The organism is Thermoleophilum album (assembly GCF_900108055.1).
GTDB classification, from domain to species: Bacteria; Actinomycetota; Thermoleophilia; order Solirubrobacterales; family Thermoleophilaceae; genus Thermoleophilum; species Thermoleophilum album.
In genome coordinates, this window is the sequence record NZ_FNWJ01000001.1 from 620,128 (window position 1) to 642,969 (window position 22,842).

17 protein-coding genes and 1 pseudogene are annotated in these 22,842 nt (G+C 69.8%); 10 read left to right on the forward strand and 8 right to left on the reverse strand.

Annotated elements, in window-relative coordinates; all coding sequences use genetic code 11:
• Positions 1-18 precede the first annotated feature (18 nt).
• Positions 19-2,445, reverse strand: coding sequence for a putative bifunctional diguanylate cyclase/phosphodiesterase (locus BLW41_RS03070; RefSeq protein WP_143038554.1), 2,427 nt, complete (start codon positions 2,443-2,445; stop codon positions 19-21).
• Between the two features lie 137 nt (positions 2,446-2,582).
• Between BLW41_RS03070 and nucS the strand changes: the two genes are divergently transcribed.
• From nucS to BLW41_RS03090, 4 genes are read left to right on the forward strand one after another with little or no spacing between them, the layout of a single operon-like run.
• A complete protein-coding gene (gene nucS / locus BLW41_RS03075; RefSeq protein WP_093116106.1) occupies positions 2,583-3,257 on the forward strand; it encodes an endonuclease NucS in 675 nt (224 codons plus the stop codon).
• Positions 3,258-3,300: 43 nt separating this feature from the next.
• Positions 3,301-4,227, forward strand: a complete 927-nt coding sequence (locus tag BLW41_RS03080) for an alpha/beta fold hydrolase (protein ID WP_093116108.1) — start codon at positions 3,301-3,303, stop codon at positions 4,225-4,227.
• 49 nt (positions 4,228-4,276) lie between these two features.
• A complete protein-coding gene (locus tag BLW41_RS03085) occupies positions 4,277-4,864 on the forward strand; it encodes a DUF3105 domain-containing protein (protein ID WP_218138219.1) in 588 nt (195 codons plus the stop codon).
• 52 nt (positions 4,865-4,916) lie between these two features.
• Positions 4,917-6,881: an N-acetylmuramoyl-L-alanine amidase gene (locus tag BLW41_RS03090; RefSeq protein WP_177169283.1), complete on the forward strand. Its 1,965-nt coding sequence runs from the start codon at positions 4,917-4,919 to the stop codon at positions 6,879-6,881.
• Here the strand turns inward: BLW41_RS03090 and BLW41_RS03095 are convergent.
• A complete protein-coding gene (locus tag BLW41_RS03095; RefSeq protein WP_093116114.1) occupies positions 6,770-7,603 on the reverse strand; it encodes a sugar transferase in 834 nt (277 codons plus the stop codon). The genes BLW41_RS03090 and BLW41_RS03095 overlap by 112 nt on opposite strands.
• Here BLW41_RS03095 and BLW41_RS03100 point away from each other — a divergent pair.
• The 4 genes and pseudogenes from BLW41_RS03100 to BLW41_RS11210 form a co-directional block, all read left to right on the forward strand.
• A complete protein-coding gene (locus tag BLW41_RS03100; protein WP_093116117.1) occupies positions 7,583-8,818 on the forward strand; it encodes a glycosyltransferase family 4 protein in 1,236 nt (411 codons plus the stop codon). The genes BLW41_RS03095 and BLW41_RS03100 overlap by 21 nt on opposite strands.
• Entirely contained in the window at positions 8,815-9,801 is a 987-nt protein-coding gene (locus tag BLW41_RS03105; RefSeq protein WP_218138220.1) for a glycosyltransferase family 2 protein, read from the forward strand. Before BLW41_RS03100 ends, BLW41_RS03105 begins: the two co-directional genes overlap by 4 nt.
• Positions 9,802-9,811: 10 nt before the next feature.
• Positions 9,812-11,335, forward strand: a complete 1,524-nt coding sequence (locus tag BLW41_RS03110; RefSeq protein ID WP_177169284.1) for an O-antigen ligase family protein — start codon at positions 9,812-9,814, stop codon at positions 11,333-11,335.
• 56 nt (positions 11,336-11,391) lie between these two features.
• A pseudogene (locus BLW41_RS11210) lies at positions 11,392-12,549 on the forward strand (glycosyltransferase 87 family protein); the annotation flags it as partial.
• Positions 12,550-12,584: 35 nt separating this feature from the next.
• On the opposite strand, the gene BLW41_RS03120 reads toward BLW41_RS11210, so the two are convergent.
• Both BLW41_RS03120 and BLW41_RS03125 read right to left on the reverse strand, forming a co-directional pair.
• Positions 12,585-13,934, reverse strand: coding sequence for a PQQ-like beta-propeller repeat protein (locus BLW41_RS03120; protein ID WP_218138221.1), 1,350 nt, complete (start codon positions 13,932-13,934; stop codon positions 12,585-12,587).
• Between the two features lie 62 nt (positions 13,935-13,996).
• Entirely contained in the window at positions 13,997-15,787 is a 1,791-nt protein-coding gene (locus BLW41_RS03125) for a N,N-dimethylformamidase beta subunit family domain-containing protein (RefSeq protein ID WP_143038555.1), read from the reverse strand.
• Positions 15,788-15,823: 36 nt separating this feature from the next.
• Here BLW41_RS03125 and BLW41_RS03130 point away from each other — a divergent pair, with 36 nt between their 5' ends.
• Positions 15,824-16,945, forward strand: a complete 1,122-nt coding sequence (locus BLW41_RS03130) for a glycosyltransferase (RefSeq protein ID WP_177169286.1) — start codon at positions 15,824-15,826, stop codon at positions 16,943-16,945.
• Positions 16,942-17,754 carry a methionyl-tRNA formyltransferase gene (locus BLW41_RS03135; protein WP_093116129.1) on the forward strand — a complete coding sequence of 271 codons (813 nt, stop codon included), beginning with the start codon at positions 16,942-16,944 and terminating at the stop codon, positions 17,752-17,754. Before BLW41_RS03130 ends, BLW41_RS03135 begins: the two co-directional genes overlap by 4 nt.
• A 4-nt stretch (positions 17,755-17,758) precedes the next feature.
• Here the strand turns inward: BLW41_RS03135 and BLW41_RS03140 are convergent, their stop codons facing one another.
• From BLW41_RS03140 to BLW41_RS03155, 4 genes are read right to left on the reverse strand one after another with little or no spacing between them, the layout of a single operon-like run.
• Complete coding sequence (locus BLW41_RS03140; protein WP_093116131.1) at positions 17,759-18,733, reverse strand: LytR C-terminal domain-containing protein; 975 nt, start codon at positions 18,731-18,733, stop codon at positions 17,759-17,761.
• 12 nt (positions 18,734-18,745) lie between these two features.
• The gene (locus BLW41_RS03145) at positions 18,746-20,710 is read right to left on the reverse strand and encodes a polysaccharide biosynthesis protein (protein ID WP_093116133.1); all 1,965 of its coding nucleotides are present in this window, start codon (positions 20,708-20,710) and stop codon (positions 18,746-18,748) included.
• Positions 20,707-21,708, reverse strand: coding sequence for a DUF354 domain-containing protein (locus BLW41_RS03150; protein ID WP_093116135.1), 1,002 nt, complete (start codon positions 21,706-21,708; stop codon positions 20,707-20,709). The genes BLW41_RS03145 and BLW41_RS03150 overlap by 4 nt, the downstream gene beginning before the upstream one ends.
• Positions 21,705-22,811, reverse strand: a complete 1,107-nt coding sequence (locus tag BLW41_RS03155; protein WP_093116137.1) for a DegT/DnrJ/EryC1/StrS family aminotransferase — start codon at positions 22,809-22,811, stop codon at positions 21,705-21,707. Before BLW41_RS03155 ends, BLW41_RS03150 begins: the two co-directional genes overlap by 4 nt.
• Between the last annotated feature and the right edge of the window lie 31 nt (positions 22,812-22,842).

Consider the following 22,842-nt stretch of genomic DNA (forward strand, 5'->3'; position numbering starts at 1 on the left):
GTCAGAGTGTCTCGCGGCCTAGGCGTTGGTGCGTGCCGAGAGCGGCGCAGACCGACTGGGCGGGACGCTCCCCGACAACTTGCGGTCGGTAGCCGCCGACTCGTCGCCCCGGGCAGCGAGACTTGCTCGCAGCAACTTTTCGGCTTCTTTTTCCGGTAGCGGACGAGCGAAGTAGAAGCCCTGTCCAAGCTGGGACTGCATCCTGCGCAGGCAGTCGGCCTGTCGTTCGTCCTCGATCCCCTCCGCCACCACCTCCAGCCGCAGCGTGCTGCCAAGGCTCACGATTCCCCGCACGAGCGCTTCCTTTTCGCGATCGCGGTCGATTCCGTCGATGAACGTGCGGTCGACCTTGAGCACATCGATCGGCAGCGTGCGCAGGTGCGAGAGCGCCGAGTAACCGGTGCCGAAGTCGTCGACCGCGATGCGCACGCCCAGTGCCCGCAACCGCTCGAGCCGCGCGGCCAGCACCTTCGGATCCTCGGCGAGCAGGCTCTCGGTGATCTCGAGCACCACCGCCGAAGGCGCGATGCCCGTCTCGCGAAGCACTTCCTGAACGTCCCGCTCGAAGTGCTCGTCGCGCAACTGTCGGGGAGCCACGTTGACGCTGATGTCGACGTCGCAACCGGGGATCTGCTCGCGCCAGCGTGCCACCGTGGCGCACGCTTTTCGCAATACCCAACGGCCGATCGGGATGATCAGTCCGGTCTCCTCGGCCAGCGGTACGAACTCCAACGGCGGCACCAAGCCGCGTCGCGGATGGCGCCAGCGCAAGAGCGCCTCGAAGCCAACCGGTGCGCGCGACTCGAGGTCGACGATCGGTTGATAGTGGAGCTCGAATTCGCCCGCGTCGAGCGCCCGCTGGAGATCGCCACGCAGCTCGAGCCGCTCCAGCACCCGCCGGTGCATGTCCGTGTCGAACAGCTCCACGCGGTCCTTGCCGCCCTCCTTGGCCGCGTACATGGCGGTGTCGGCGTCGCGCAAAAGCTCCGCCACCGTCGTGTCCGGCGCAACGTCGACAACTCCGATCGACGCCGAGAGATTCAGTTCGCGACCGTCGACGGCATACGGGTCGCGTAGCGCCGCCAGCACCCGCAGTGCCAACGCCAGGGGATCGTCGCCGGACCCGACCGTCGCAAGCAGTGCGAACTCGTCGCCGCCGAAGCGAGCAACCGTGTCCGTGGGCTTGACGCAGCGAGCAATCCGGCGTCCGGCTTCGCGCAGGACATCGTCACCGATCGCGTGCCCGAGGCCGTCGTTGACGGTCTTGAAATCGTCGAGGTCGATCAACATCACCGCCGCCCGCAGCCCGCTCTCGCGCACCTGCGCCAGGACCTGGCCTACCCGATCCTCGAACAGCGCCCGGTTCGGAAGGCCGGTCAGTGCGTCGTGGAAGGCGCGGTGCAACAGCTCTTGTTCGAACTGCTTGCGCTCGCCGATGTCGCGGAGCGTCACGACGATGCCACCGATCAACGGATCCGAGCAGCGGTCGCGCGCGACCGCCTCCACGTGGACCCAGTAACCGTCGAGGTGTCGCAGTCGACAATCCACCCCCTCGCCGCTGTGGCGCGCCGAAGCGGCAGCGATCAGGCCATTCAAAAGTCCCGCGTCGTCCGGGTGCACGAGCCCCAACAGCGATCTGCCGACCAACTCGCTGGGCGCCATCCCGAGGAGCGAGCGCCCCGGACCCGCCGCCCAACGCACGGTGAGCGAGCGATCGAGCACCAACACGCACTCCCGCGACTGGTCCAAAAGCGCCCGCAGGCGCGCTTCTTCGCGGCGCTCGGCGGCCCGCACTGCTCGTTCGACGCGCGCCCGACGACGCAAGCGCTCAAACCGCCAAGCAGCGAGCGCGAATAGCAGCAAGCCGCTCGTGAACGCGCCGAGAAAGGCCAGACGCGCACGTGCGAGCGTGCCTGCCGCACGCTCGTGCTGGCGCCTCGCTGTCTGCCGTGCTTCTGCACCAAGCCGCACGACAGCCGGTTCGAGGCGCGACTGCACCAGCCGCACTGCCAGCGCTGGCCGTCCCAGCCGGTACGCCCCGAGTGCCGCCATGCCGGAGCGCCGAACGTCTGCTGCTGCTTGCGCTAGTCGCTTTTGATCGGCGGTCAGGCCGAGTGCACCGAGATCATCGAGCCCCGCCGACAACTCGGCCCAGGAGGCGAAACCGCGCGCGGGCAGGGCGGCCGTCAAAGATGGTGACGGACCGTGTGCTGCGTAGTCGTAGAGACCTCGCCAGGTAGCCGCTTGCAGGGTCGCGCTCGCGGCCTCGATGCGGGCGACCGCCGCCTCGGCTTGGCGGTACTCGTCGGCCCGGCGACGAGCGAGGTCCGCAACCAGCGCCAACGCCAAGACCATCGCGAGGCCCGCGACGATCGTCGCCCACTGCGCAGGCGAAACACCACGCGGCAGCAGGCGTGCCAGACGGACTCGTATGGATCTGAGCAACTCTCCCCCGTGGGTGTGGGCAGGTCCGTCCTCGGCATCGGCATGCCCCACCGACCGGTTGATCGGTCAGACGTCCAGGTAAGACCGCGTCGCCACGCGCTCGAAGCGTCCGCGCGAGTGCCTAGCGTGCAGGCGCCGTGCGCCTGATCGTCGCCCGCTGCGAGGTGCTCTATGACGGCCGTCTTTCGACGCGTCTACCGGAAGCGGTGCGTTTGATCTTGCTCAAGGCCGACGGGTCGGTGATGGTCCATGCCGACAGCGGGGGATACAAACCGCTCAACTGGATGTCGCCGCCGACCGTGATCGAGGAGCACCACGACCGTTTGCGAATCGCGCGACTGCGACCACCCGCGGAGCAGATCGAGATCAAGCTGTGCGAAGTTCTGGCAGACCAGCGCTTCGCGCTCGATGCTTCCGTCCAGCTCGAAAAGGACGGTGTAGAGCGGGAGCTGCAGGATCTCTTGGAGCGCGATCCGCTAGCGATCCGCGAGGGGCTGCGGCTCGTGCGTAGGGAGTGGGCAACCGACCTCGGCCCGGTCGATCTGATGTGTCGCGACGAGCTTCGCGGAGGGTACGTGGCAATTGAGGTAAAGCGCGTCGCGACAATCGCCGCGGTCGAGCAGCTAAGCCGTTACCTCGAGCGAATCGGGCACGACCCGAGCCTGCGTCCCTGCTCGGGAATTCTGGTGGCTTGTGAGATCAAACCGCAGGCGCGGACTCTCGCGAAGGCGCGGGGAATCGAGTGCGTCGAGATCGATCTGCAGGCGCTGAGGGCTAGCGGCAGGAACGAGCTGCAACTGTTCGCGGCGTAGGCGAGCGGCGCGACCGGCAGGGGTGAGGCTTATCCTCGGCCCCATGAAAAGCCTCGCTGAGGGCGGGCGCAGGCGCAGCAAGGAGGCGCGTGCGCACAGCTTCGTCCACGAAGGTCACCGCCTGGTCTACGACGAGTACGGCTCGGGCCCGCGCCATGTCCTGCTGCTGCCGGGCCTTTTGTTCCCCCGCTGGCTGAACGACCCGCTCGCGACGGCACTCGCTGCGCAGGGCTTCCACGTCTACACGCTCGACCTCTTGGGCCACGGCGAGTCCGATCGTCCGCGAGAGATGTGGGCGTACTCGATGACGCGTTTCGGCTCCCAAGCGATCGCCCTGCTCGACCACGTCGGCGCGGAACAGGCGGTCGTTGGCGGCCCATCGTTGGGCGCCAACACCACGCTCGAGGCGGCTGCGCTCGCGCCCGAGCGGATCCGCGGAATGGTGATTTCGATGCCGGTGCTGGACAACGCCCTGCTGGCCTGTGCGCTTGCCTTCACGCCGCTTTTGGTCGCCCTGACCTTCGGCGCACCGGCGATGCGGGGCTTGGCGGCCGTGGCTCGGCGCGTGCCACGTGGCCTTTCGCACCTGACCGATACTGGCCTCGACTGGCTCTCTCAAGATCCCAAGCCCTCGGCCTCGCTGCTCCAAGGTCTCTTCTACGGGCGCATCGCGCCGCCCCACGAGATGTGGCACGAGCTGCGTCAACCAGCGCTGGTTATCGGCCACCCGCGCGACCCTATCCACCCGTTCTCCGATGCCGACCAGCTGGTGCGCGAACTTCCCAACGCACGCTTGGTGCGCAGCGGCTGGATCTTGGAGCTTTGGACCTCGCCAGAGCGACTGACCGGCGAGATCGCCCGCTTCGCGGCGGACTGTTGGCGGGGCGTGGGGGCGGGTTCCACGCGCAGGACCCGCCGACGACCCGCTACCGTGCGAACTCGTCGTACCCGAAGTGCAAGCTCGAACTGAGACCGTGCGCGGATCACAAAGGTGGAGAGGGAAATCGCTGGTCGCCCTGTTGGCCTTGCTGTTGCTCGGCCTCGCCACGGCCGGTTGCGGTGGTTCAAAAGAGAGCGGACCACAGGTTTTCCCGAAGGGCGGATCGGCACCGAAGGTAAGCGGCGTCAGCGTCGACGTGCGAGCCGCTGCACGCGCCGCCGGCTGCGTCTACAAGACCTTTCCAGCGCGGTCGCGCGATCACGTGACCGACCGCAATGCGCCCGTCCGCTACACGTCGAACCCGCCGACGTCCGGTAAGCACTTCGAGTTCCCAGCGCGCGACGGCCTTTACCAACGGGCTCCGACAGACACCGAACTGGTGCACTCACTCGAACACGGGCGCGTGATCCTCTGGGCCAAGCCGACCTTGCCGCGCGCACAACGCGCAGCTCTGCGCGCTTACTTCGAGCGCGACAAGTGGATGATGCTGCTGGTACCGCGGCGCAACATGCCTTACGCGGTGGCGATGACCGCTTGGAACGCCGACCCCGCGCCGCTCGGTACGGGCCGGCTTTTGGGGTGTCCGCGCCTCGACGATGCCACCTGGCGGGCACTCACCGCTTTCCGCGACGACAACCGCGGAAACGGTCCTGAAGCCGTCTTCTGAGCGCTCTTTTGCAGGCCCGCAACCCGTGGGCGCATAGCCTGTTCCAATCCACGTGCGCGCGAGATCTCGGTTCGTACGCGCAAGTGCGATCGCGCTCGTCGTGGCGGTCGCGCTGTTGGCCTGCCTGCGCCTCGCAAGCGAGCCCGCGGTCAGCGAGTTCGAGCAGCCGCTTACGATCACCCAGCGATCGGCCCACACCGGCGAACAACCGGTGACGGCGCGGTCGCTTGGCGCGCCGCAACGCCAGGCCGATCCGCGCTCCCCCCGCTCGACCGTTGACCGCGCCCCCCGCTCGGCCGTTCGGCGCGCACAGCGGCCGGTAGCGCACGCACACGATCACGATGCCGCCCTGAGCGCGAGCCAAGAGGTGGTGCGCGACGCGCGCCCCCTCGGGCGCTACGCGACGCCGCCGATCGAGACCCGGCGAAGCTTCGACCTCGTGGGTCTGCGCTGGCGAGGACCGGCGCGCCGGGTCTGGTTGCGCGCGCGCCTCGCCGGCGGACGCTGGACGCCTTGGGCGCGGGTCGACGCCGACGACGCCGAGGGACCAGACCTCACGAGCCCCGAGGCAAACAAGTCGCTGCGCCACTCGCTGCCAGCGTGGGCCGGTGGCGCCGACGCGGTCGAAGTACGCGCCGACCGCCCGCTCCTCGATGGCCATCTGCACTTCGTAACCACCGGCCGCAGCGGTCTGCGCGCGGCCGTTGCGACGGTCGGTAGCTGGGTCGCGCGCATCGCGGCTCCGCTTGCCCGCCTGTTCTCGCCGTCAGCGGCTCATGCCGATTCCCAACCGGCGATCGTTCCCCGTGAGCAGTGGGCAGGCGACCAGTGCAGGCCCCGCCGTTCCCCCGCCTACGGCACTGTGAAGGCGGCTGTGATTCACCACACGGTCACCCTCAACGACTACTCGCCCGACGAGGCACCGCAGATCGTGCTGGCGATCTGCCGCTACCACGTGCAGTCGAACGGTTGGAACGACATCGGCTACAACTTCCTCGTCGACCGCTACGGCCGTATCTATGAAGGCCGCGCCGGCGGGGTCGAAGCTGCCGTGGTTGGCGCCCACGCCCAGGGCTACAACGCGCAAACGACCGGTATCGCCGAACTCGGAACCTTCGACTCCGACCCGCAAACCGAGGACGGGCTCCGCGCGACGGCGGCGCTGATTCGCTGGAAGCTGCCGATCCACGGCGTACCGACAAGCGGTACCGCGCAACTCGAAAGCGCTGGCGGCTCGGAGAGCCGCTACACCGCGGGCACCGTGGTGACGGCGCCGCGCGTCGCCGGGCACCGCGACCTCGGCAAGACGAGCTGTCCGGGCGACGCGCTGTACGGCGAGCTCGCGCAACTGCGGGCGCTGGTCGGGGACGTGCCGGCGACCACCGCCGGCGTCCCGACCGCGGAGGTACGCGTGCCGCGAAGCCTCGTCACCTACGGTCAGCCGGTCACCGTCGGCGGCACCCTGCAAGCGCCCGACGGTAGCCCGCTGGCCGGCACCCAAGTACGCCTCGAGACGCTCGTCGCGCGTCGTTGGCGGACAATTATCCGAGTCACCAGCGACGCGGCCGGCCGCTGGCGCGCGCGACTGCGCCCCCGTTCGACGCTCGTGCTGCGCGTGCGCGTGCCAGCACAGAACGGTTTCGCCGAGCTCCTTGCCCGAACCTTCACCCTGCGCGTGCGCCCGCGCATCGTGAGTTCGCTACGCGGCTCGCGGAGCGTCTACCCGCACACCGTAGTACGCGTCCGTGGACGGATCTCGCCGACAAGTAGCACAACGCAGTTCGTCGTGCTCCGGGCAGTTGGCAAGGGGCGTCGCCGGGTAGCCGTCATACCTTTGCAGCGCGACCGATCCGGGCGCTTTGGCGGCGCCTGGCGAGCGCCCGGACGAGCCGGTCGCTACTTCCTCTACGTGTCGGCGCGCGCGCCTGGTCTCGCGTGGGGTCGCTCGGAGATCGCCGAGCTGTCGGTCGTCCCTGGGGTTGGTGGCGGCACGCTCGCCCCGGCGCGGTCGCCTTGATCGGCGGCGAACCCCTGCTGCGGATCGGAGCTGTAGAGGCCGTGCCCGCTCACGATCAGCCAGACGGTGCGCGCGATGATCCGCAGATCTAGCCACAGACTGCGGTTCTCGACGTACCAAAGGTCCAGCTCGATCCGCTCCGGCCACGGCAACTCGGTGCGCCCGTGAATTTGCGCCCAGCCGGTGATCCCCGGCTTGACCGCCAAGCGACGGCGCTGACGGTCGCTGTAGCGCACGACTTGCTGGGCCACTGTCGGGCGCGGACCGACGATCGCCATCTCGCCGCGCAGTACGTTGATCAGATTGGGCAGCTCATCGAGCGACCAGCGGCGCAGCACCCTACCCACGCGCGTGATCCGCGGATCGTCGGCGGTTACATAGATGCCGGCGCCGATGCGTTCCGCCCCGACCACCATCGTGCGCAGCTTGAACAGCTCGAAGGGGCGGCCGCCGTAACCGACGCGTCGCTGGCGATAGAGCACGGGGCCGGCGGAGTCCAGCTTGATCGCGATGGCCGCGACCGCCAGCAGCGGTGCCGCAAGCGCAAGCCCCAGGCAAGCGAGCAGTACGTCGAGCGCGCGCCGGAGCACTCCGTGCGGAAGCGTCGGCACGGCCGGCACCGTCTGCTCTTCTGACGACACGCGCCGCGCTTCACCGGTCGCGTTGCCGGCCGGTGAGTCGCTAGCGTTGCCGCCCGTCCCGTGCGGATCCTCTACCTGCATCAGTTCTTCGCGACGCGCGCGGACGTGGGAGGCACCCGCTCCTACGAGTTCGCACGCCGCTTCGTTGCGCGCGGGCACCAGGTGACGATGGTAACCGCCGCCCGCACCCCGCACGATCGGCCGCGGTCGGTCGACGGGATCGAGGTCGTACCGGTGCACGCGGGTTACGCCAACTACGTCGCCGCGACGAGACTCCCTTACCGGCGACGGATGGTCGCGTTCGCGCGCTTCGCGCACGCCGCTCGCCGCGCTGCACTCACGGTTGCGCGACCGGACGTCGTCTATGCGACATCGCCGCCCCTCACGATGGCGCTACCGGCGCTCGCCGCTGCTCGCAAGTTCCGGGCACCACTGGTCTTCGAAGTGCGGGACCTCTGGCCCGAGGCACCGATCCAGATGGGGGCGCTTCGCAGTCCGCCCCTGCGAGCAGCCGCACGAGCCGCCGAGCGCCACGTCTACCGACGTGCCGCGGCGCTAATCGCCCTCTCGCCGGGCATCCGCGACGGGATGTTGGCGGCCGGTGCCGATCCCGAGCGGATCGTGGTGGTGCCGAATGCCAGTGACCTCGAGCTGTTCCGCCCCGATCGCGACGGCTGGGAGTGGCGCCGCCGCCACGGCCTGCGCGACCGACTCGTCTGTGCCTACATCGGCACGATGGGAGCGGCTAACGACCTGCAACAGGTGCTCGACGCCGCCGAGCAGCTCCAGAAACGCGGGTGCGAGGACGTGGCGCTCGTGTTGTGCGGCGGTGGTGCGCGGCGCGAGGCCTTGGAGGATGCGGCACGCGCTCGAGAGCTACGCAACGTCCACTTTGTGGGGCCCGTCCCGCGCGCCGAGGCGGCCGAGGTGGCCGCCGCCGCCGACGTCCTGCTCGTCATCTTCAAGGCGGTGCCGGCGCTGTGGACGGGTTCACCGAACAAGTTTTTCGACGCGCTCGCAGCCGGTCGACCAGTGATCGTCAACACGCCAGGATGGTTGGCCGAGCTGGTTGAGCGCCACGAGGCGGGAATTTTCGTCCCGCCCGACGACGGCCCGGCCCTTGCCGACGCGATCGAGCGTCTGCGATCCGACCCCGTGCTGCGCGAGCGCATGGGCGCCCAGGCACGGGCACTGGCCGAGCGCGAGTTCGCCCGCGATCGCCTCGCCGCGCGCGTGCTCGCGGTGCTCGAGGCGGTGGTCCAACGACAACAAACAGCCCTGCCGCGCGAGCGGTGAGCGAGCGCGAATCTACTGCTCATCCTCTGGGTCAGGCCGCCGACCGCCCGGACATCTCCTACTGCGTGGTGAACACGGCGGGACGCGACCTGCTGGCGGCTTGTCTAGCGGCGATCGAACGCCACCATCCGCCGCAGCTCACGCGCGAGGTCCTGGTGCTCGACAACGCGTCGCGAGACGGTTCAGTCGAGTTGGTACGCGAACGCTTCCCCTGGGTTCGCCTGCTCGCTCTCTCGCAACGCCAGGGCAAGGCCGCCAACGACACGCTGCTCTTGCGCACAGCGCGCGGGCGCTACTGCCTACTGCTGAACGAGGACTCGCAGCTGCTGCCAGGCGCTGTCGAGGCGCTGGTGGCCGCGCTCGAAGCCGATCCCGGCGCAGCTGCCGCCGGCGCGCGCCTGCTAGCACCCGACGGCACGCCGCAGGACTGCGCCTGGCGCTTACCGGACGTGATCTGGGCGTTGGCGGCGCTGGTGGGACTGCAGCGGCTGGCGGTGGAGAGTCGCGGAGAGCGAGTACGTGAGGTCGGTTGGTGCCAGTCGAGCGCCCTGCTGGTGCGCCGCGAGGCAGCCGCGCAGGTCGGATACCTCGACGATCGTTTCTTCGTCTACTCCGACGAAACCGACTTCCAGAAGCGGCTGCGCGACGCCGGCTGGCGAATCCTCTTCGTACCCCAGGCGCGCTGCGTCCACCACGACCAGTTGTCGAGCGATCCACACGCGATGCGCCGCCGCATTGTCGAGTTCCACCGCGGCCGGGAGCTCTACATGCGCAAGCACCACGGGCCGGTCACCCGCTTGATCTGGCGGTGGGCCTGGACCTGGTTCTACACCGTTCGCTTGGTCGTTTCCTTGCTGCGCCCGGGTGACGACCCCCGTCGCTGGCGCGTCCACGCCTGGCAGCAGCTAGTGGGCGGCCGGGGCGAGGGTCTTCGCGAGGCCGCTGCTCACTACAACCAGAGCGGCGCGATCGCGGCGGGTTAAGGTCCCCCGCGTGGAGCATGGGGCGCTTGCGGAGCTCGGCGCCGCCCTCGGCGCGGCTGGTTGTCTGCTCGCTTTGCTTGCCTACGACCGCAAGCCGACGCTAGCCGGACTGGTTGCGCTCGCCGCTGGCGAAGCCGCACTCGGTCTGGCGCTGCTCGGATCGTCAACGATCGAGCGACTCGCTTCACCGCTGGGAGCTGTCGCGGCCGCTTTCGGGCTCTTGACAGTCGCCGCCGGCGCCTTCCTGTTGTCGCGCAAGCCGGCGCTGGTGGCCCCGCTGGCGCTAGTCGCAGCGCCGCTGCGGCCGCCGCTCGATTTCGGCCCCGATCATCCGCTGCTCGTAGCGGTCGCTCGCGACGGTCGGATCGGTCGCCTGCTGCCCCTTTATCTGCTGCTGGCCTGCGCAGCGCTGGCGTTCGCCTGGCGACTGACGCGCGGCGGCGAAGCACCACCTCTTCCGCGGCCGCTTGCGCGCCCGCTTGCCGTCTTCACGGCGCTCGTCTGCCTTTCGCTGTTCTGGGCTGCCGACCCGGAGGCGGCGGCGAACCACTTGGCCTTTTTCACAATCCCCTTCGCGACCCTGCTGTGCATCGTCGGCCGCACACCGGCGGCGCGGTCGTTGCCGAAGACTGCGGCGATCGTGGCGGTCGCCGCGACCGGCGTGTTCGCAGCGATCGGTATTTGGCAGTTCGCGACCCACCGGCTCTTCTTCTACGCCCCGAACCTCGCCCTCTCCAACGCCAACACCGACCTCTTCCGGGTGACCTCGCTGTTCGGCGACCCGAGCCTCTACGGACGCCACTTGGTGCTCGGCTTGTGCGTGCTGTTGACGGCCGTTGCCTGCGCTCGCCTCTCGGCCCTGCGGGCACTGCCGCTGGTGGCGCTGTTGTGGGTGGGTTTGCTCTTTTCGTTTTCCCAAACCAGCATGGTCAGCCTGCTCGTCGGCACGCTCGTGATCGCGGTTCTGCTCGGTGGCCGGCGCCTGCGGTTGGCGGCAGCGGCGATCGCCCTCGCGGCGGTTCTGGTGGCGAGTTCCTACGCTGCCTTTCAAGTCGCTAACGGCGAGTCGGTGGACCGCGTCTCGAGCGACCGCCTGGGGCGCCTCGAACGCACCCTCGACGCCGCTGCCGAACGCCCGCTCGTGGGCGTCGGAATCGCCAGTCAGCCACGCGTCAGCAAGCGCCTGGCGCACAGCGACCGTCCGACCGCGAGCTTCGCTTCACACACCGCGCCGGCCGCCGTGCTGGCCGAACTCGGGGTCGTGGGACTTGCCTTGTTCATCGCCGCGTGCGCGGGGGTGTGGAGGACCCTTCGACGGCTCCGCCTACGACACGAGCCGCTCGCGATCGGGGTCGCGTCCTGTCTTGTGGCGTTGTTCGTCCACTCGCTCGGCTACAGCAACCTGATCGAAGATCCGCTCACTTGGCTCCTGGTCGCGATCCCTTGCTCGTGGCTGGCGCTTCCCGACCGCGAGGCGCGTCGCCGGGAGCGCGAGCTGCGGCGTCGTCCGACGGTCGTGGGTGGACGGCTGTGAGAGCCCAGCGCCTCGACCTCGCCGGTTCGCTGGCGGTGGCCTTGGCGCTGTTCGCGATGGCCGCCCTCAACCTTCCGGAGCTTGGCTCCGACGGTTGGCCTTTCCGACCACCGCGAGTTGAGCCGAGCGGTGCGCTTGCACCGCTGGTGCGCCTGGTCGGCGAGCGGCCCGACGTGGGGCTTCCGCGCGCCGCCGCCTTCCTCGCTGCGCTGGTGGCCGCGGCCTACGCCGTTATCGCCCTGCGTTGGGCGGGCAGCCGACTGCTCACCGCCCTGACCGCCACGGCCGCCTGCGCCGTGCTCCTGCTACTTCCCGCGACCCTCATTCAGATCGGCCTGCGGGCGGCAACGGCGCCGTGGTTCTACACCAACGACTCCACCTACCAAATCGAGCTCGCCGGATCGCTGGTGAAGTCCGGCGGCAACCCGTACGGCCACGATTGGCGGGGCTCGGGGCTGGAGCGCTTCTACACCTTCGACGGCTCGCGCTCGGCACGCATCGAGCGCGAAGAGCCGGCGCTTAGACACTTCGCTTACCCGCCCGGCGCACCGCTCACCGCCGCTTTGTGGCAGCTGCTCCCGAGGCCCTTCGACGACTATCGCCTGTTCGTGGTTCTCGCGACCGTCGCGTGCGCCGCCGCCGCCCTCGCGCTGCCAGCGCCGCCCGCTGCGCGCCTGACGATCGCGGCGCTGCTTGCGATCAATCCGATCGCCGTACGCTCGGCCTGGTTCGGGCAAAACGACGCCCCCTCGCTCGCCTTCCTCGTGCTAGCGGCGGCACTCGCGCTGCGCGGGCGGGGGCTAGCCGCCGGGCTCGCGTTGGCTGGCGCGGTGCTGCTCAAACAGTTCGCGCTGGTGGCGCTGCCGTTCCTGGTGATCATGCTGTGGCGGAACTCGGGCGCGCGCGCGGCGCAGCGCTTTGTGGTCGCCACGTTGGCGCTCTCGGCGCTTGTCTGCGCACCGTTCGTGGTCGCCAACCCCTCCGCTTTTTTCGCCGACGTGGTCGGCTACGGCGCGGCCAGCTACCGCATCGTCGGCTACGGCTTGGCCGGAATCCTCGTGGAACTTGGCGCGGTCGCGAGCAGAAGCGGTTATTACCCGTTCCTACCTCTAGCCGTCTTGCTGTGGCTGCCGCTGACGCTCTGGCTGGCGCGGCTTGCCTGGCGCGACGGCTCTGCGACTAGCGCCCTAGTGGCCGCCGCGGTGTCGCTGACGGCACTGATGTTCATCGGCCGCACCTTCAACAACTACTACCTGGTTTGGCCGCTCACCCTCGGACTCTGCGCAGCCGCCGCCTTGCTCGCCGAGCGCACGCGCGCCGACCGCGAACGCGGCGCGCGCGGTTCGAGCGCGTACAGCCGCGCCCGGCCAACAAGGTAGATGCGACGGCCGTCGCTGACGACCGGGTTCGCGTACTTGCCGGCACCGAACTTCCAAAGCAAGCGGCCGGTGCGCGCGTCGAGCGCATAGGTGCCGTCGGGGCCACGTTTGACGGTGCGTTTCGCAGCCGACCCACAGCTCGAGCAGGTCGCGTAGTAGACGACACCGTTCATCACCGTCGGTGCCCCGTGCACGGCCCCCGGCGCCTCGCGCACCCAGCGGATGTCGCCGGTCGCCGCGTCGAGGGCGTAGAAGCGCCCGTCGTAGGTGCCGGTGAAAACAAGTCGTCGCCAGACGGCGGCGGCGGCGTAGATGTAGCTGCCGAGCGGACGCGCCCACAGCAAGCGCCCGCTGCGGGCTCCGTAGGTGTAGAGCGTGCCATCGGTGTTACCGATGTAGACACGCCCATAGGCGACCGTCGGCGTGGCGTAGAAGAACTCGCGGGTGCCGAAGCGCGCCTGCGATTGCGCGCGCCAGCGCAGGCGGCCGGTGCGCGCGTCGAGCGCGTAGAGAGACCCGCCGTCGGTCGCGATGTAGATCGTGCCCCGCCAGTACGCCGCCGAGGTGTTGACCTGCTCGTCGGTTTGAAACCGCCAGCGCAGGCGGCCGGTGCGCGCGTCGAGCGCGTAAACGTTGTGGTCCCACGACCCGACGTAGACCGTTCCGCGCACCACGAGCGGCGAGGACTCAATCGGTGCGGCCCGGAAGATCCAGCGGCGGCGGCCGCTACGTGCGTCCCAGGCAACGACGTATCCGGTCGCTCCCGGACGGTCCTGCGGGCAGGGGTCGAAGTCCATCCAGCTCTGGATCACGAGATCACGCCACAGCGCCGGCGAAGCAGCCGAGCAGCGACCGGTGCGCTTGCGCCAGCGCACCTTGCCGGTGCGCGCGTCCAGCGCGAAGAAGAGGCCGCGCTGCTGTGGCTGGTAGACGATCCCGTGGCCGACGACCGGCGGGAACTCGAGCGTGTCGTGGGCATCGATCGTCCACACGCGCTTGAACGGTGGGCGCAGACGGAAGCCTCGGGCGACGTGCGTGCGGACAGCATCGAAACCGTAGGTCGGCCAGGGGAGGGCGGGCGCTGGCGGTCGCCGGGGTGACGGTTCGCGGGGCAGAAACTCTTCGCGTGCCGACCCGCGCTTCTCGAGCGGGCGCGTCTCCGCGCGGTACCAGAGGACCCCGGCGAGCGCCAACGCAACTACCGCGGCGGCGAGAACCACCGCCTTTCGCTTCCGTTCGGGTCGCCGCACGGCGGCGAAGAATGGCAGAGGGGCTGGTGCGATCAGCCGCCTGCGACGAGGCGTGCGACTCGCGCCGTGATGCGGGGCACCTGACGGTCGAAGGCCGTCGGCTCGAGCCGACTGAGCCACTCGGGGGTACCGACCCTGATCACCAAGCCGCGGCCGAGACGGTAGGCGGTAAACGCCAGGAGGTCGGGCGGGGGGCCGGCAGCGGCGAGCAGGCGCGCGCCCCTTGGCGTGGCGCGTATGACCTCGGCGCGCGCGAACAAACCAAACAAGCGCTCACCCGTGCCGAACAGACGGATCCCGTCCGAGCGCACGGCGAACGGTGCGGTCGGGACCTTCACGATCTCGGCCGCTATTCCGAAGAGGTCGACCGCACGGCGCGCGCCGCAGCGCAAAAGCGGTCCCGCGATTCGGCAGCGGCGGTGCAAGGAGTCGACACCGAGCAGCGCCAGTCGCCCGCCCGCCTCCACGTGCCGCAGCAAGGCACGGGCGGTCTTCGCCCCCGCGAACGGCAGCGCTCCCGCGACCAAGACGCCGGGGCCGACGGCGGCCGACGGCGCCCCGCCCGCGAGCCAGCGACCGGCTTCCAGATCGAGGTCCGTCGCCAGCTCGAAGCCGATGGCGCTGCGTCGCAAAAGCGACAACAAGGCGGCGACCTCGCGCAGCTCGTGCATCAGCCTCGGGGCAGCGGCGTAAGGGCGGTTGAGCGCGACGACGCCGCCGCGTCGCCCGATCACTTCGGGAAAGCCGTTGGCGTCGCTGTCGGCCGGGTTAGCGGCCTGCCAGCTCGTGACCGGTACGACGACCAGAAGGCGTGGGCCGAACCGAGGGAGCGCTTGGCTGCGCACCACAAGCGGCCAACCGGCGGCAGCGCGGCCGCGGCGCGCGCGCAGCAGGTAAACGCCGCTGGGGAGACTCCGGGGCAGCCGGAAGCGCAGCGACGAGGCACGAGCGCGACCCCTAAGCACAGGCCGCCGCGAACCGACCCTGTAGAGCGCAAAGCGGTAGCGCCGGCCATCGGCCGGGGCGATGCGTAGGCCCACGCGCGCGCCGGCGCTAACTGCGGTCGTCGGCCCACTGACCGCGATCGCGGTGACCGTTACGCCGGTCCCCGGCCGCGCGCTCGCCGGACTCGGCACGCGCGCCGGCGCGAACGCCTGGTTGCCGGCGCGGTCGCGCACCCGCACCGCGAAGGCGTAAGTCCCGGGCGGGGCCGGCCGACCAGCGATCAAGCCGTCCCAAACGCCTGCTCTACCGTGCCCGCGAAAGCGCGCGACGAGCACTGCGTGTCGCGCGTCGGTGCGAAAGACGTAGAACTCGGGGGCACGGTTGGCCGGTCCTGCGTAGCGCACGGTGACCGCGTTGCCGGGCGCGACCACCGCTGGCCGGGCACTCACGATCCGCACCGCCGGAGGCTTGGTATCGACACGGATCTCCTTCAGCGAATCGATCACACGGCCCTCGTCGCGGGCGATCAACCGAAGCCGGTAGATGCCGTCGGGGACGATGTGACCGCGGTCGTCGCGCCCGTCCCAGCGGAAGCGGTAACGGATGTCGCCGCGCAGCCGCCGCTCGGCCATCAGTCGGCGTACCTCGCGCCCCTCGGCATCGATCAGCCAAAAAGACACCCTGGCATCGCGTGTGAGGTCGAAACCGACGGTCGTCTCGTCGCGAAAGCCGTCGCCGTTCGGCGAGAACACGGCCGGGTTCGCGGCGAACCGGATGACCAACGGAAAGCTGCCCTTCAGGCGCTGGGTGACCAGAAACGCCGCCAACGTCGCAACCAGGACAGCGGCGAACAGCAGGCGTGTGCCGGTGGAGCGCACGCGCGAAACCTATTTGGCCGGGCAGAATCAGCCGCAGTGCAAGTCGAACTGATCGATCCGCGCGGCGACGTTGCCCCCTACGCCAGACAGCTGGCTGCCGCGCTAGCTTCGGCGGGCGCCGATGTGCGGCTGCTGACGGCGCCGTTCGTACACGGTCGTCTCGAGGAAGCATCAGGAGTGGAGCTCGTGGAAGCCTTCCACCGGCGCAGCGGCCGCATCGAGCGGCCTTTGTTGCGGGCACTCGCGCGGCCGCTCGAGCACACGCTCGACAGCGTCCGCCACCGCCGCACCGCCGCACCGGCCGTTCGCCACTACCAGTGGCTTCCCTACGAGCCAGTCGACCCCTGGCTGCTGCCGGCGCCCGGCCCGCGCGTTCTGACCCTGCACAACGTGCTGCGCCGCCGCGGCCCGCTCGCGGCACCCCGTTACCTGCGCGCGCTCGCACGGCGCTTCGATCGACTGATCGTGCACACCTCGGCCGCCGCCGAGCGGCTCCAGGCCGCCGGGGTACCGGCGCGGCAGGTGTTCGTCCATCCCCACCCCGCCTTCACTCACCTCGTGCACCTCGCGCACCAGCGGCCACTCCCAGCGGAGCTGGCGGCGCCCACAGCACCGGTCGTTCTCTACTTCGGCTCGGTGCGACCCTACAAGGGGCTGGACGTGCTGCTCAAGGCGATCCAGTCGCTTTCCAACATCGAGCTCTGGATCGTCGGACGCCCGCTCACCGGGACGCTGGAGCGCGAGCGTCGACTGGCCTCGCGCGCACGATGCCGCGTCCGTTTTGTGGAGCACTACGTCGACGACGCCGAGGTGGCCGCGATCTTCGCGCACGCCGATCTTGTCGTGCTGCCCTACCGAGCGATCGACCAGTCCGGCGTTTTGGCCCTCGCTATCGGTTTCGGTCGCGCCGCCATCGCGAGCGACATCGGCGGCTTCGGCGAGTTGGCGCGCGCGCATGGATACCCGCGCACGGTCCCGGCCGGTGATGCGTCGGCGCTCGCCCGAGCGCTTGGCGAACTCGCTGAGGACGAGCAAGCTCGGCGGTTGCTCGGCGAGCGGGCGCGGGCGCTGGCGGAGGGCGAACTCTCGGTGCGGGCGGTGGCGGAGCGCCTGCTCGGTCTCTACCGCTGCCTGATCGAGGAGCATCGGACGCGGTGAGCGCGAATCGCCACACGCGCCCCCTGCGCGCCATCTTCATGGCCAAGCACAAACGCTCGGCCGCGCGCGCGCTGGCTTGGCTGGTCGAGCGCGGCGTCGAGGTCGTCGCGGTCGTCTGTCCGCCCGACCCCGGCGACGCGACCGCGCAACAGCGGGTCGATCTGGTTGCGCGCAGGTTCGACCTGCCGATCACCTCCGACGACAATCTCTACTCGCGACTTGCCGCTGGCGACCCCGCGCTTGAGGGGATCGACCTCGTCCTCTCGTTCCTTTTTTGGAAGCGGATCCGCCGGCCCTTGATCGAACTGCCGCGCCGCTACTGCCTGAACTTTCATCCCGCACCGTTGCCGGAGCTGCGCGGTCTCGGCGGCTACAACGTCGCAATCCTCGAAGGCCATCGCTGGTACGGGGTCTCGTGCCACCACGTGGCCGAGGAGATCGACGCTGGCGACATCGTGCGGGTGGTGCGCTTTCCGATCGACCCGCAGCGCGAAACCGCGCTCTCGCTCGACCTTCGTAGCCAACCGCGCCTGCTTGCCCTCTTCCAGCAAGTGCTCGACGACGTGATCGCTGGGCGGACGCTGCCGCGCACCCCCCAGGGGCCCGGGCGCTATATCGACCGTGCCGAGTTCGAGCAGTTGCGCGTAGTGCGTCCCGGCGACGACATCGAACGCAAGATCCGCGCCTTCTGGTACCCGCCCTACCCAGGGGCGGTGGTGGAGATGGAGGGCCGCCGCCTGACCGTCGTCGACGACCGCCTGTTGAGCGAGCTCGCCGACCTTTACCGCCGGACGGATCAGGTGCCCTGAGCGCTTACGGCGTTTGGTCGGCGCCGGCGATTACGACCACCGTCGCGTCGCCTCCCAGCTGGCGCGCAACCGGGTCGATCGGCTCGCGTTGCATGATCCCGAGCTTGCGACCCACGAACGCCGCCTCGCGTTCGTGCCCGGGCTGGAACAGTACGACCGACTCCGCCCGCTGTTGGTCGGCGTTGTTGGTGATGTTGCCGACGTCGAAACCGAGCGCGGAGAGACGATCGCCGATCTGTGCAGCAAGCCCCGGCACGGTCGTCCCGTTGAGCACTGCAACGCGAATGCGCGCCGGGACGATCGCTTTCCGTGCCGGAGCGCGCTCGGTCACGCGACTCGCTGCCGGCTGCCGCTCCGGCGGCGCGAGCAGCGAGTAGCCGGCGACGGCCGCGGTGACCGCGACCGCAACTGCCAGCAGCGCGATCGCCAGCCAGCGCACTCGCTTCGGCCGCGGCAGCGCGGGGAAGCGCCGGCGCGCGACCGGCGGTCGCATGACCATCGTTTGCTCGAGCGCCGGCGCGGGGGTCGGCGGTCGGATGGGGATCGTCTGGCGGACCGGCGGGGGCGTCGGCGCGTCGGCACCGTTTCCCCCAGCCGCGGCGCCCGCTCCCACCCCGGCAGGGGCAGCACCCGCTGCTACCGCGTCGGGCCGCGCTGGGGCGGCGTCCCGGCTCGTCGCTGCAGCCGCTGCGGCGGTCGCGGCTGCGGCCGGGGTGGCAGGTGTTGGCGCCGCGCTGCTAGGCGTTGGCACTACTTGCGGGGCGCGCTGTACGACCGAGGTGCTTTGGACGCGCGCAGCGCCCTCGGCTGGGCGCGCGGCACCCCCGATCGTCATGGCACGCGCTGCCTCCTCCGCCCAAGCACGCAGCCGTCGCAGGTCGCGTGCCTGCGAGAAGTAGAGCGCCGACAGCAGCGCGAGCCCGAAAATCGCCGCGATTCCTGCGTAGGCGCCGACTTGCTGGACGATCTCGGTCGCCAAACCTTCGACACTCTAGAGCGCCGGGCGGGCTTCTCCTTCGACCCGTGGTCCGGCGGCGCGTTGAGCAGGGCTGTCGGTGCCAGGGGAGGTGCGCGCCCAACGCTCGGCGGCGAGCTCCGCGACGGCCGCGGCGAGCTCGCTTGCGTCACCCGCGTAGGCGACCTCCTCGACGCGAGCGAAAGCACTCTCCACCCAGTCGGGATCCAGCGGCGGGCGCTCCGCGCAGACGATCTTGTCGACACCGGTGGGGCGGGGCGTCTCGTCGGGGTTGAAGAGCTCCTCGTGCAGCTTCTCGCCGGGTCGGGGCCCGACGATCTCGATCGGGATGTCCACGCCGGGCTCGTAACCGGCCAAACGGATCATGTTGCGCGCGAGGTCGATGATCCGCACCGGTTCTCCCATCTCGAGCACGAACACCTCCCCGCCACGGGCGAGGTCGCCGGAGCGGATGATCAGCTGAACCGCCTCGGGGATCGTCATGAAGTAACGGGTCATGCGCGGGTCGGTGACCGTCACCGGCCCACCCTTGGCGATTTGGCGACGGAAGATCGGGACTACCGAGCCGGAGGAGCCGAGCACGTTGCCGAAGCGCACGGCTGCGAAACGTGTTCCCGGAAAGCGCCGCTGGGCAGCCTCGATCGCCCATTCGGCGAGCGCCTTCGAAGCGCCCATCACGGTTTGTGGGCGCACCGCTTTGTCGGTCGAGACCAGCACGAAGCGCTCGGCTCGGACCTCGCCGGCGGCCGCCGCCACGATCCGCGTGGCAACCGCGTTGTTGCGGATCGCTTCGACCGGGTTTTCCTCCATCAACGGTACGTGCTTGTAGGCAGCGGCGTGGAAGACGATCTCCGGCCGATGCTCGTGGAAGACCTCGCGCACTCGGGTGGCATCACGGCAATCGGCGAGAACCGCTGCGAGCCGCCCGAAGTGGCGCTCCTGCTCGAGCTCACGCCGGATCTCGAACAGCGCGGTCTCGGCGTTGTCGAGCAGCACCAGCAGCTTCGGTCCGACGCGAGCGATCTGACGCGAGAGCTCCGAACCGATCGACCCACCGGCACCGGTCACCAGCACCACGCGGCCGCGCAGGTAGGCACCGGCGCGGTCGATCTCCATGCGCACGGGTTCGCGACCTAGGACGTCCTCGACCCGCACCTCGCGCGCCTGGCGCACTAGCTCGACGCCGCCGGAGAGCAACTCGAACACCGTCGGCAGCGTGCGCACCGGTATCTGGCGTTCCCGACACGCGGTCACGACTTTCTGGCGCAGCAGACCGGGGGCCGAAGGGATCGCGATGATCACCTCGTCGGGCTTGGTTTCGTCGAGGATGCGCGGCAGCTCGTCGGTTCCGCCGAGCACCTTGAGTCCGGCGATTCGCATCCCCTGCTTGCGCGGGTCGTCGTCGACGAAACCGATCGGCGCGCTTCCCAGCTCGGGGTTGCGACGCAGCTCGGCTGCTACCTGCTGGCCGCCGTTGCCCGCACCGACGATCAGCACCTCGCGCGCTGCGCGCTCCAGAAGCGGCCCGCGTAGCGGTCGCTCGACGACCAGCGCCCGCACCAGGAAGCGGGCGCCGCCGAGCAGAGCGAGCGTCAGCAAGAGGTCGAGCGCGATTACTCCGCGGGGTGGATCGACCCGGCCCGGGGCCAACGCGAAAGTGCTGGCGATCACCGCGACGCTGGCCACCAGCACGGCCCGCACGAGCGACCGAAAATCGCGCTGGTCGACGTATCGCCAAAGCTTGGAGTAGGCGCCGAGCAGTGCGAGCACGGCGATCTTGATCGCCACCACCAGCGGCAGCGTCGCCACCAACAGGTCGCGGTAGCGGGGCGGTATCCCACTGTCGAAACGCAGCAGGAAGGCCGAAATCCAGGCGCAGGCGACGAGCCCGGCGTCGACCGCCAACTGACCAACGCGGCGCACCTTGGGCGAGGAGCTCAAGGCCCGCAACGACCGGATGATGTGTAGGAGCGCTTTCATTCGGCCGCGGTGAGCATCAACCGCGCTAGTTCGCCGGGGTCTCGCCGTCTGCGCTCGAAACCGCCGCGCGGCTTGTGCTCGATGCGGACCTTGGCTGGATCCTCGAGCCGCCGCATACGGCCCGTGCGCAACAGCAGTTCGTCGACAGCGCCCAGCCGCCCTTCGAAGGTCGTATAGACGGGCGTGCCGAGCGCCACCGCCTCACGGTTCATCGTACCGCCAGCCGAGATCACCAGATCCGCGAAAGCGATCAGGCTCGGCGCATCGATCGCTCGCTCGGGCACGATCAGACGCGGCCGGCGAGCGAGCTCCGCGCGTTGCTCGGGGAGGCGCGGCAGCACCACGACCTGCGCGTCTTCCCGCTCCAGGCGCTCCAGCAGCGTCGTAAACAGGGGGTTGCGAAAGCGGTGGTAGAGAGAGACCTCGGGCGGCGTACGCACCACCACAATCGGTGCTCCGTCGCGCTCGAGCCCGAGCTCGTCGAGCACCGTCGCCTGGGGCTCGAAGTCGGCGAGGTAGTACTCCTCCTTGAGCCCCGCGTAGCGCCGGAGCTTGCCGGCGGCGCCGTAGCGAGCCAGCCGCTCCGGCGGGATCGCTTCGGGAACCACCACCGCTCGTGCAAGCCGGCAGTTGAGGTGGTGTTGAACGCTGGCCCACTCGTAGTCAAAAGCGGTCGCGCTCGGAATCCCAAGCAGCCGCGCCGCCACCGTGACGTCGTTCGAGCCATGACCAAGCGCGAGGTCGAAGCCCCGGCGCCGCGCCCAGCGCGCGAGCGCGATACTGCGCGCGACCAAGCCTCTCGCCTTGCCGCTCAGCCGACCGCCACCGTGGCGCCCGATAGCCACGTGGTCCAAGCGGTGTTGCCGACACAGCTCGAGTGTTTGCGCGAAGTCGCGGGCGGTCACCTCGACTTCGTGTCCCTGCGCCCGCAACCAGCGCACGATCGGCGCCATCACCAGCACGTGCGGACTGTTGGTGAGGTCGACCCAGATCCTCATCGCACGCTCGGGCGCGAGGGGGCATCGCTGAATGCGGCAGCGATAGCGTCGACCACTTCCGCGACCTCGTTCGCTGTCAAGTCCGGACCGATCGGCAGCGCGAGGTTGGTGGCTGCAACCTCCTCGGTGCCTGGCAGCGCATAGGTGGGCGCGAAAGAGCGCATCGCGGGCTGACAGTGGATCGGGCGCGCGTAGTAAGAGCGGGCCTCGATACCGCGCTCGCTCAGGGCTCGTGCGAGCGACTCGCGGTGGCGGTGACGGGTGACGAACAGGTGGTAGACGTGCCGCCCGTCTGGCGGCTCGACGGGCAGCGCCAGCCAGCGTTCCAGTTGCGCGCGGCGATAGTGGTCGGCGGCCGCGCGACGCCGCTGCGTCCACTCTTCGAGGTGCGGCAGGAGGACGCGTAGCACGGCTGCCTGCAAGGCGTCAAGGCGAGAGTTGAGACCGATCGCTTCGAACGTTTCCTTGTCACGCGACCCGTGGTGGCGGAGCAGGCGCACGCGTTCCGCGAGCACCGGATCGTCGCTCGTAACCGCCCCGCCGTCGCCGAGGCACGGCAGATTTTTCGACGGGAAGAACGAGAAGGCAGCGATGTCGCCAAGCGCGCCGGCGCGGCGGCCGCCGCGCGCCGCACCGGCGGCCTGAGCCGCGTCCTCGACGATCGGCAGCCCGAAGGCCCGAAGCTCTTCGATCGGCGCCGGGTAGCCGAAGAGGTGGACGGCAACGATCGCCCGCGTCCTCAGCCCGAGTCGCGGCTTCACCGTTTCCGGCGTGACGCAGAAGGTCTGCGGATCGACGTCGCAGAAAACCGGCCGTGCGCCGATCGCCGCCACCGCCTCGGCCGTTGCGTAGAAGGTGAAGGACGGCACGATCACCTCGTCTTCGGGGCCCACGCCGAGGGCCCTAAGAGCGAGCATCAACGCTTCGGTGCCGTTCGCGACGCCGACGCAGTGGCGGGCGCCGACTGCCTGTGCGAACTCTCGCTCGAACGCTTCCACCTCTGGGCCGAGCACGTAGCGACCGCTCGCCAGCACGCGTTCGATCGCCGTCAACAGCTCGGCTCGGTAAGGGGCGAGGGAAAAGCGAAAAAGCGAGATACGCACGGCCGGCTAGGCTAACCGGGCACGGCTCGGC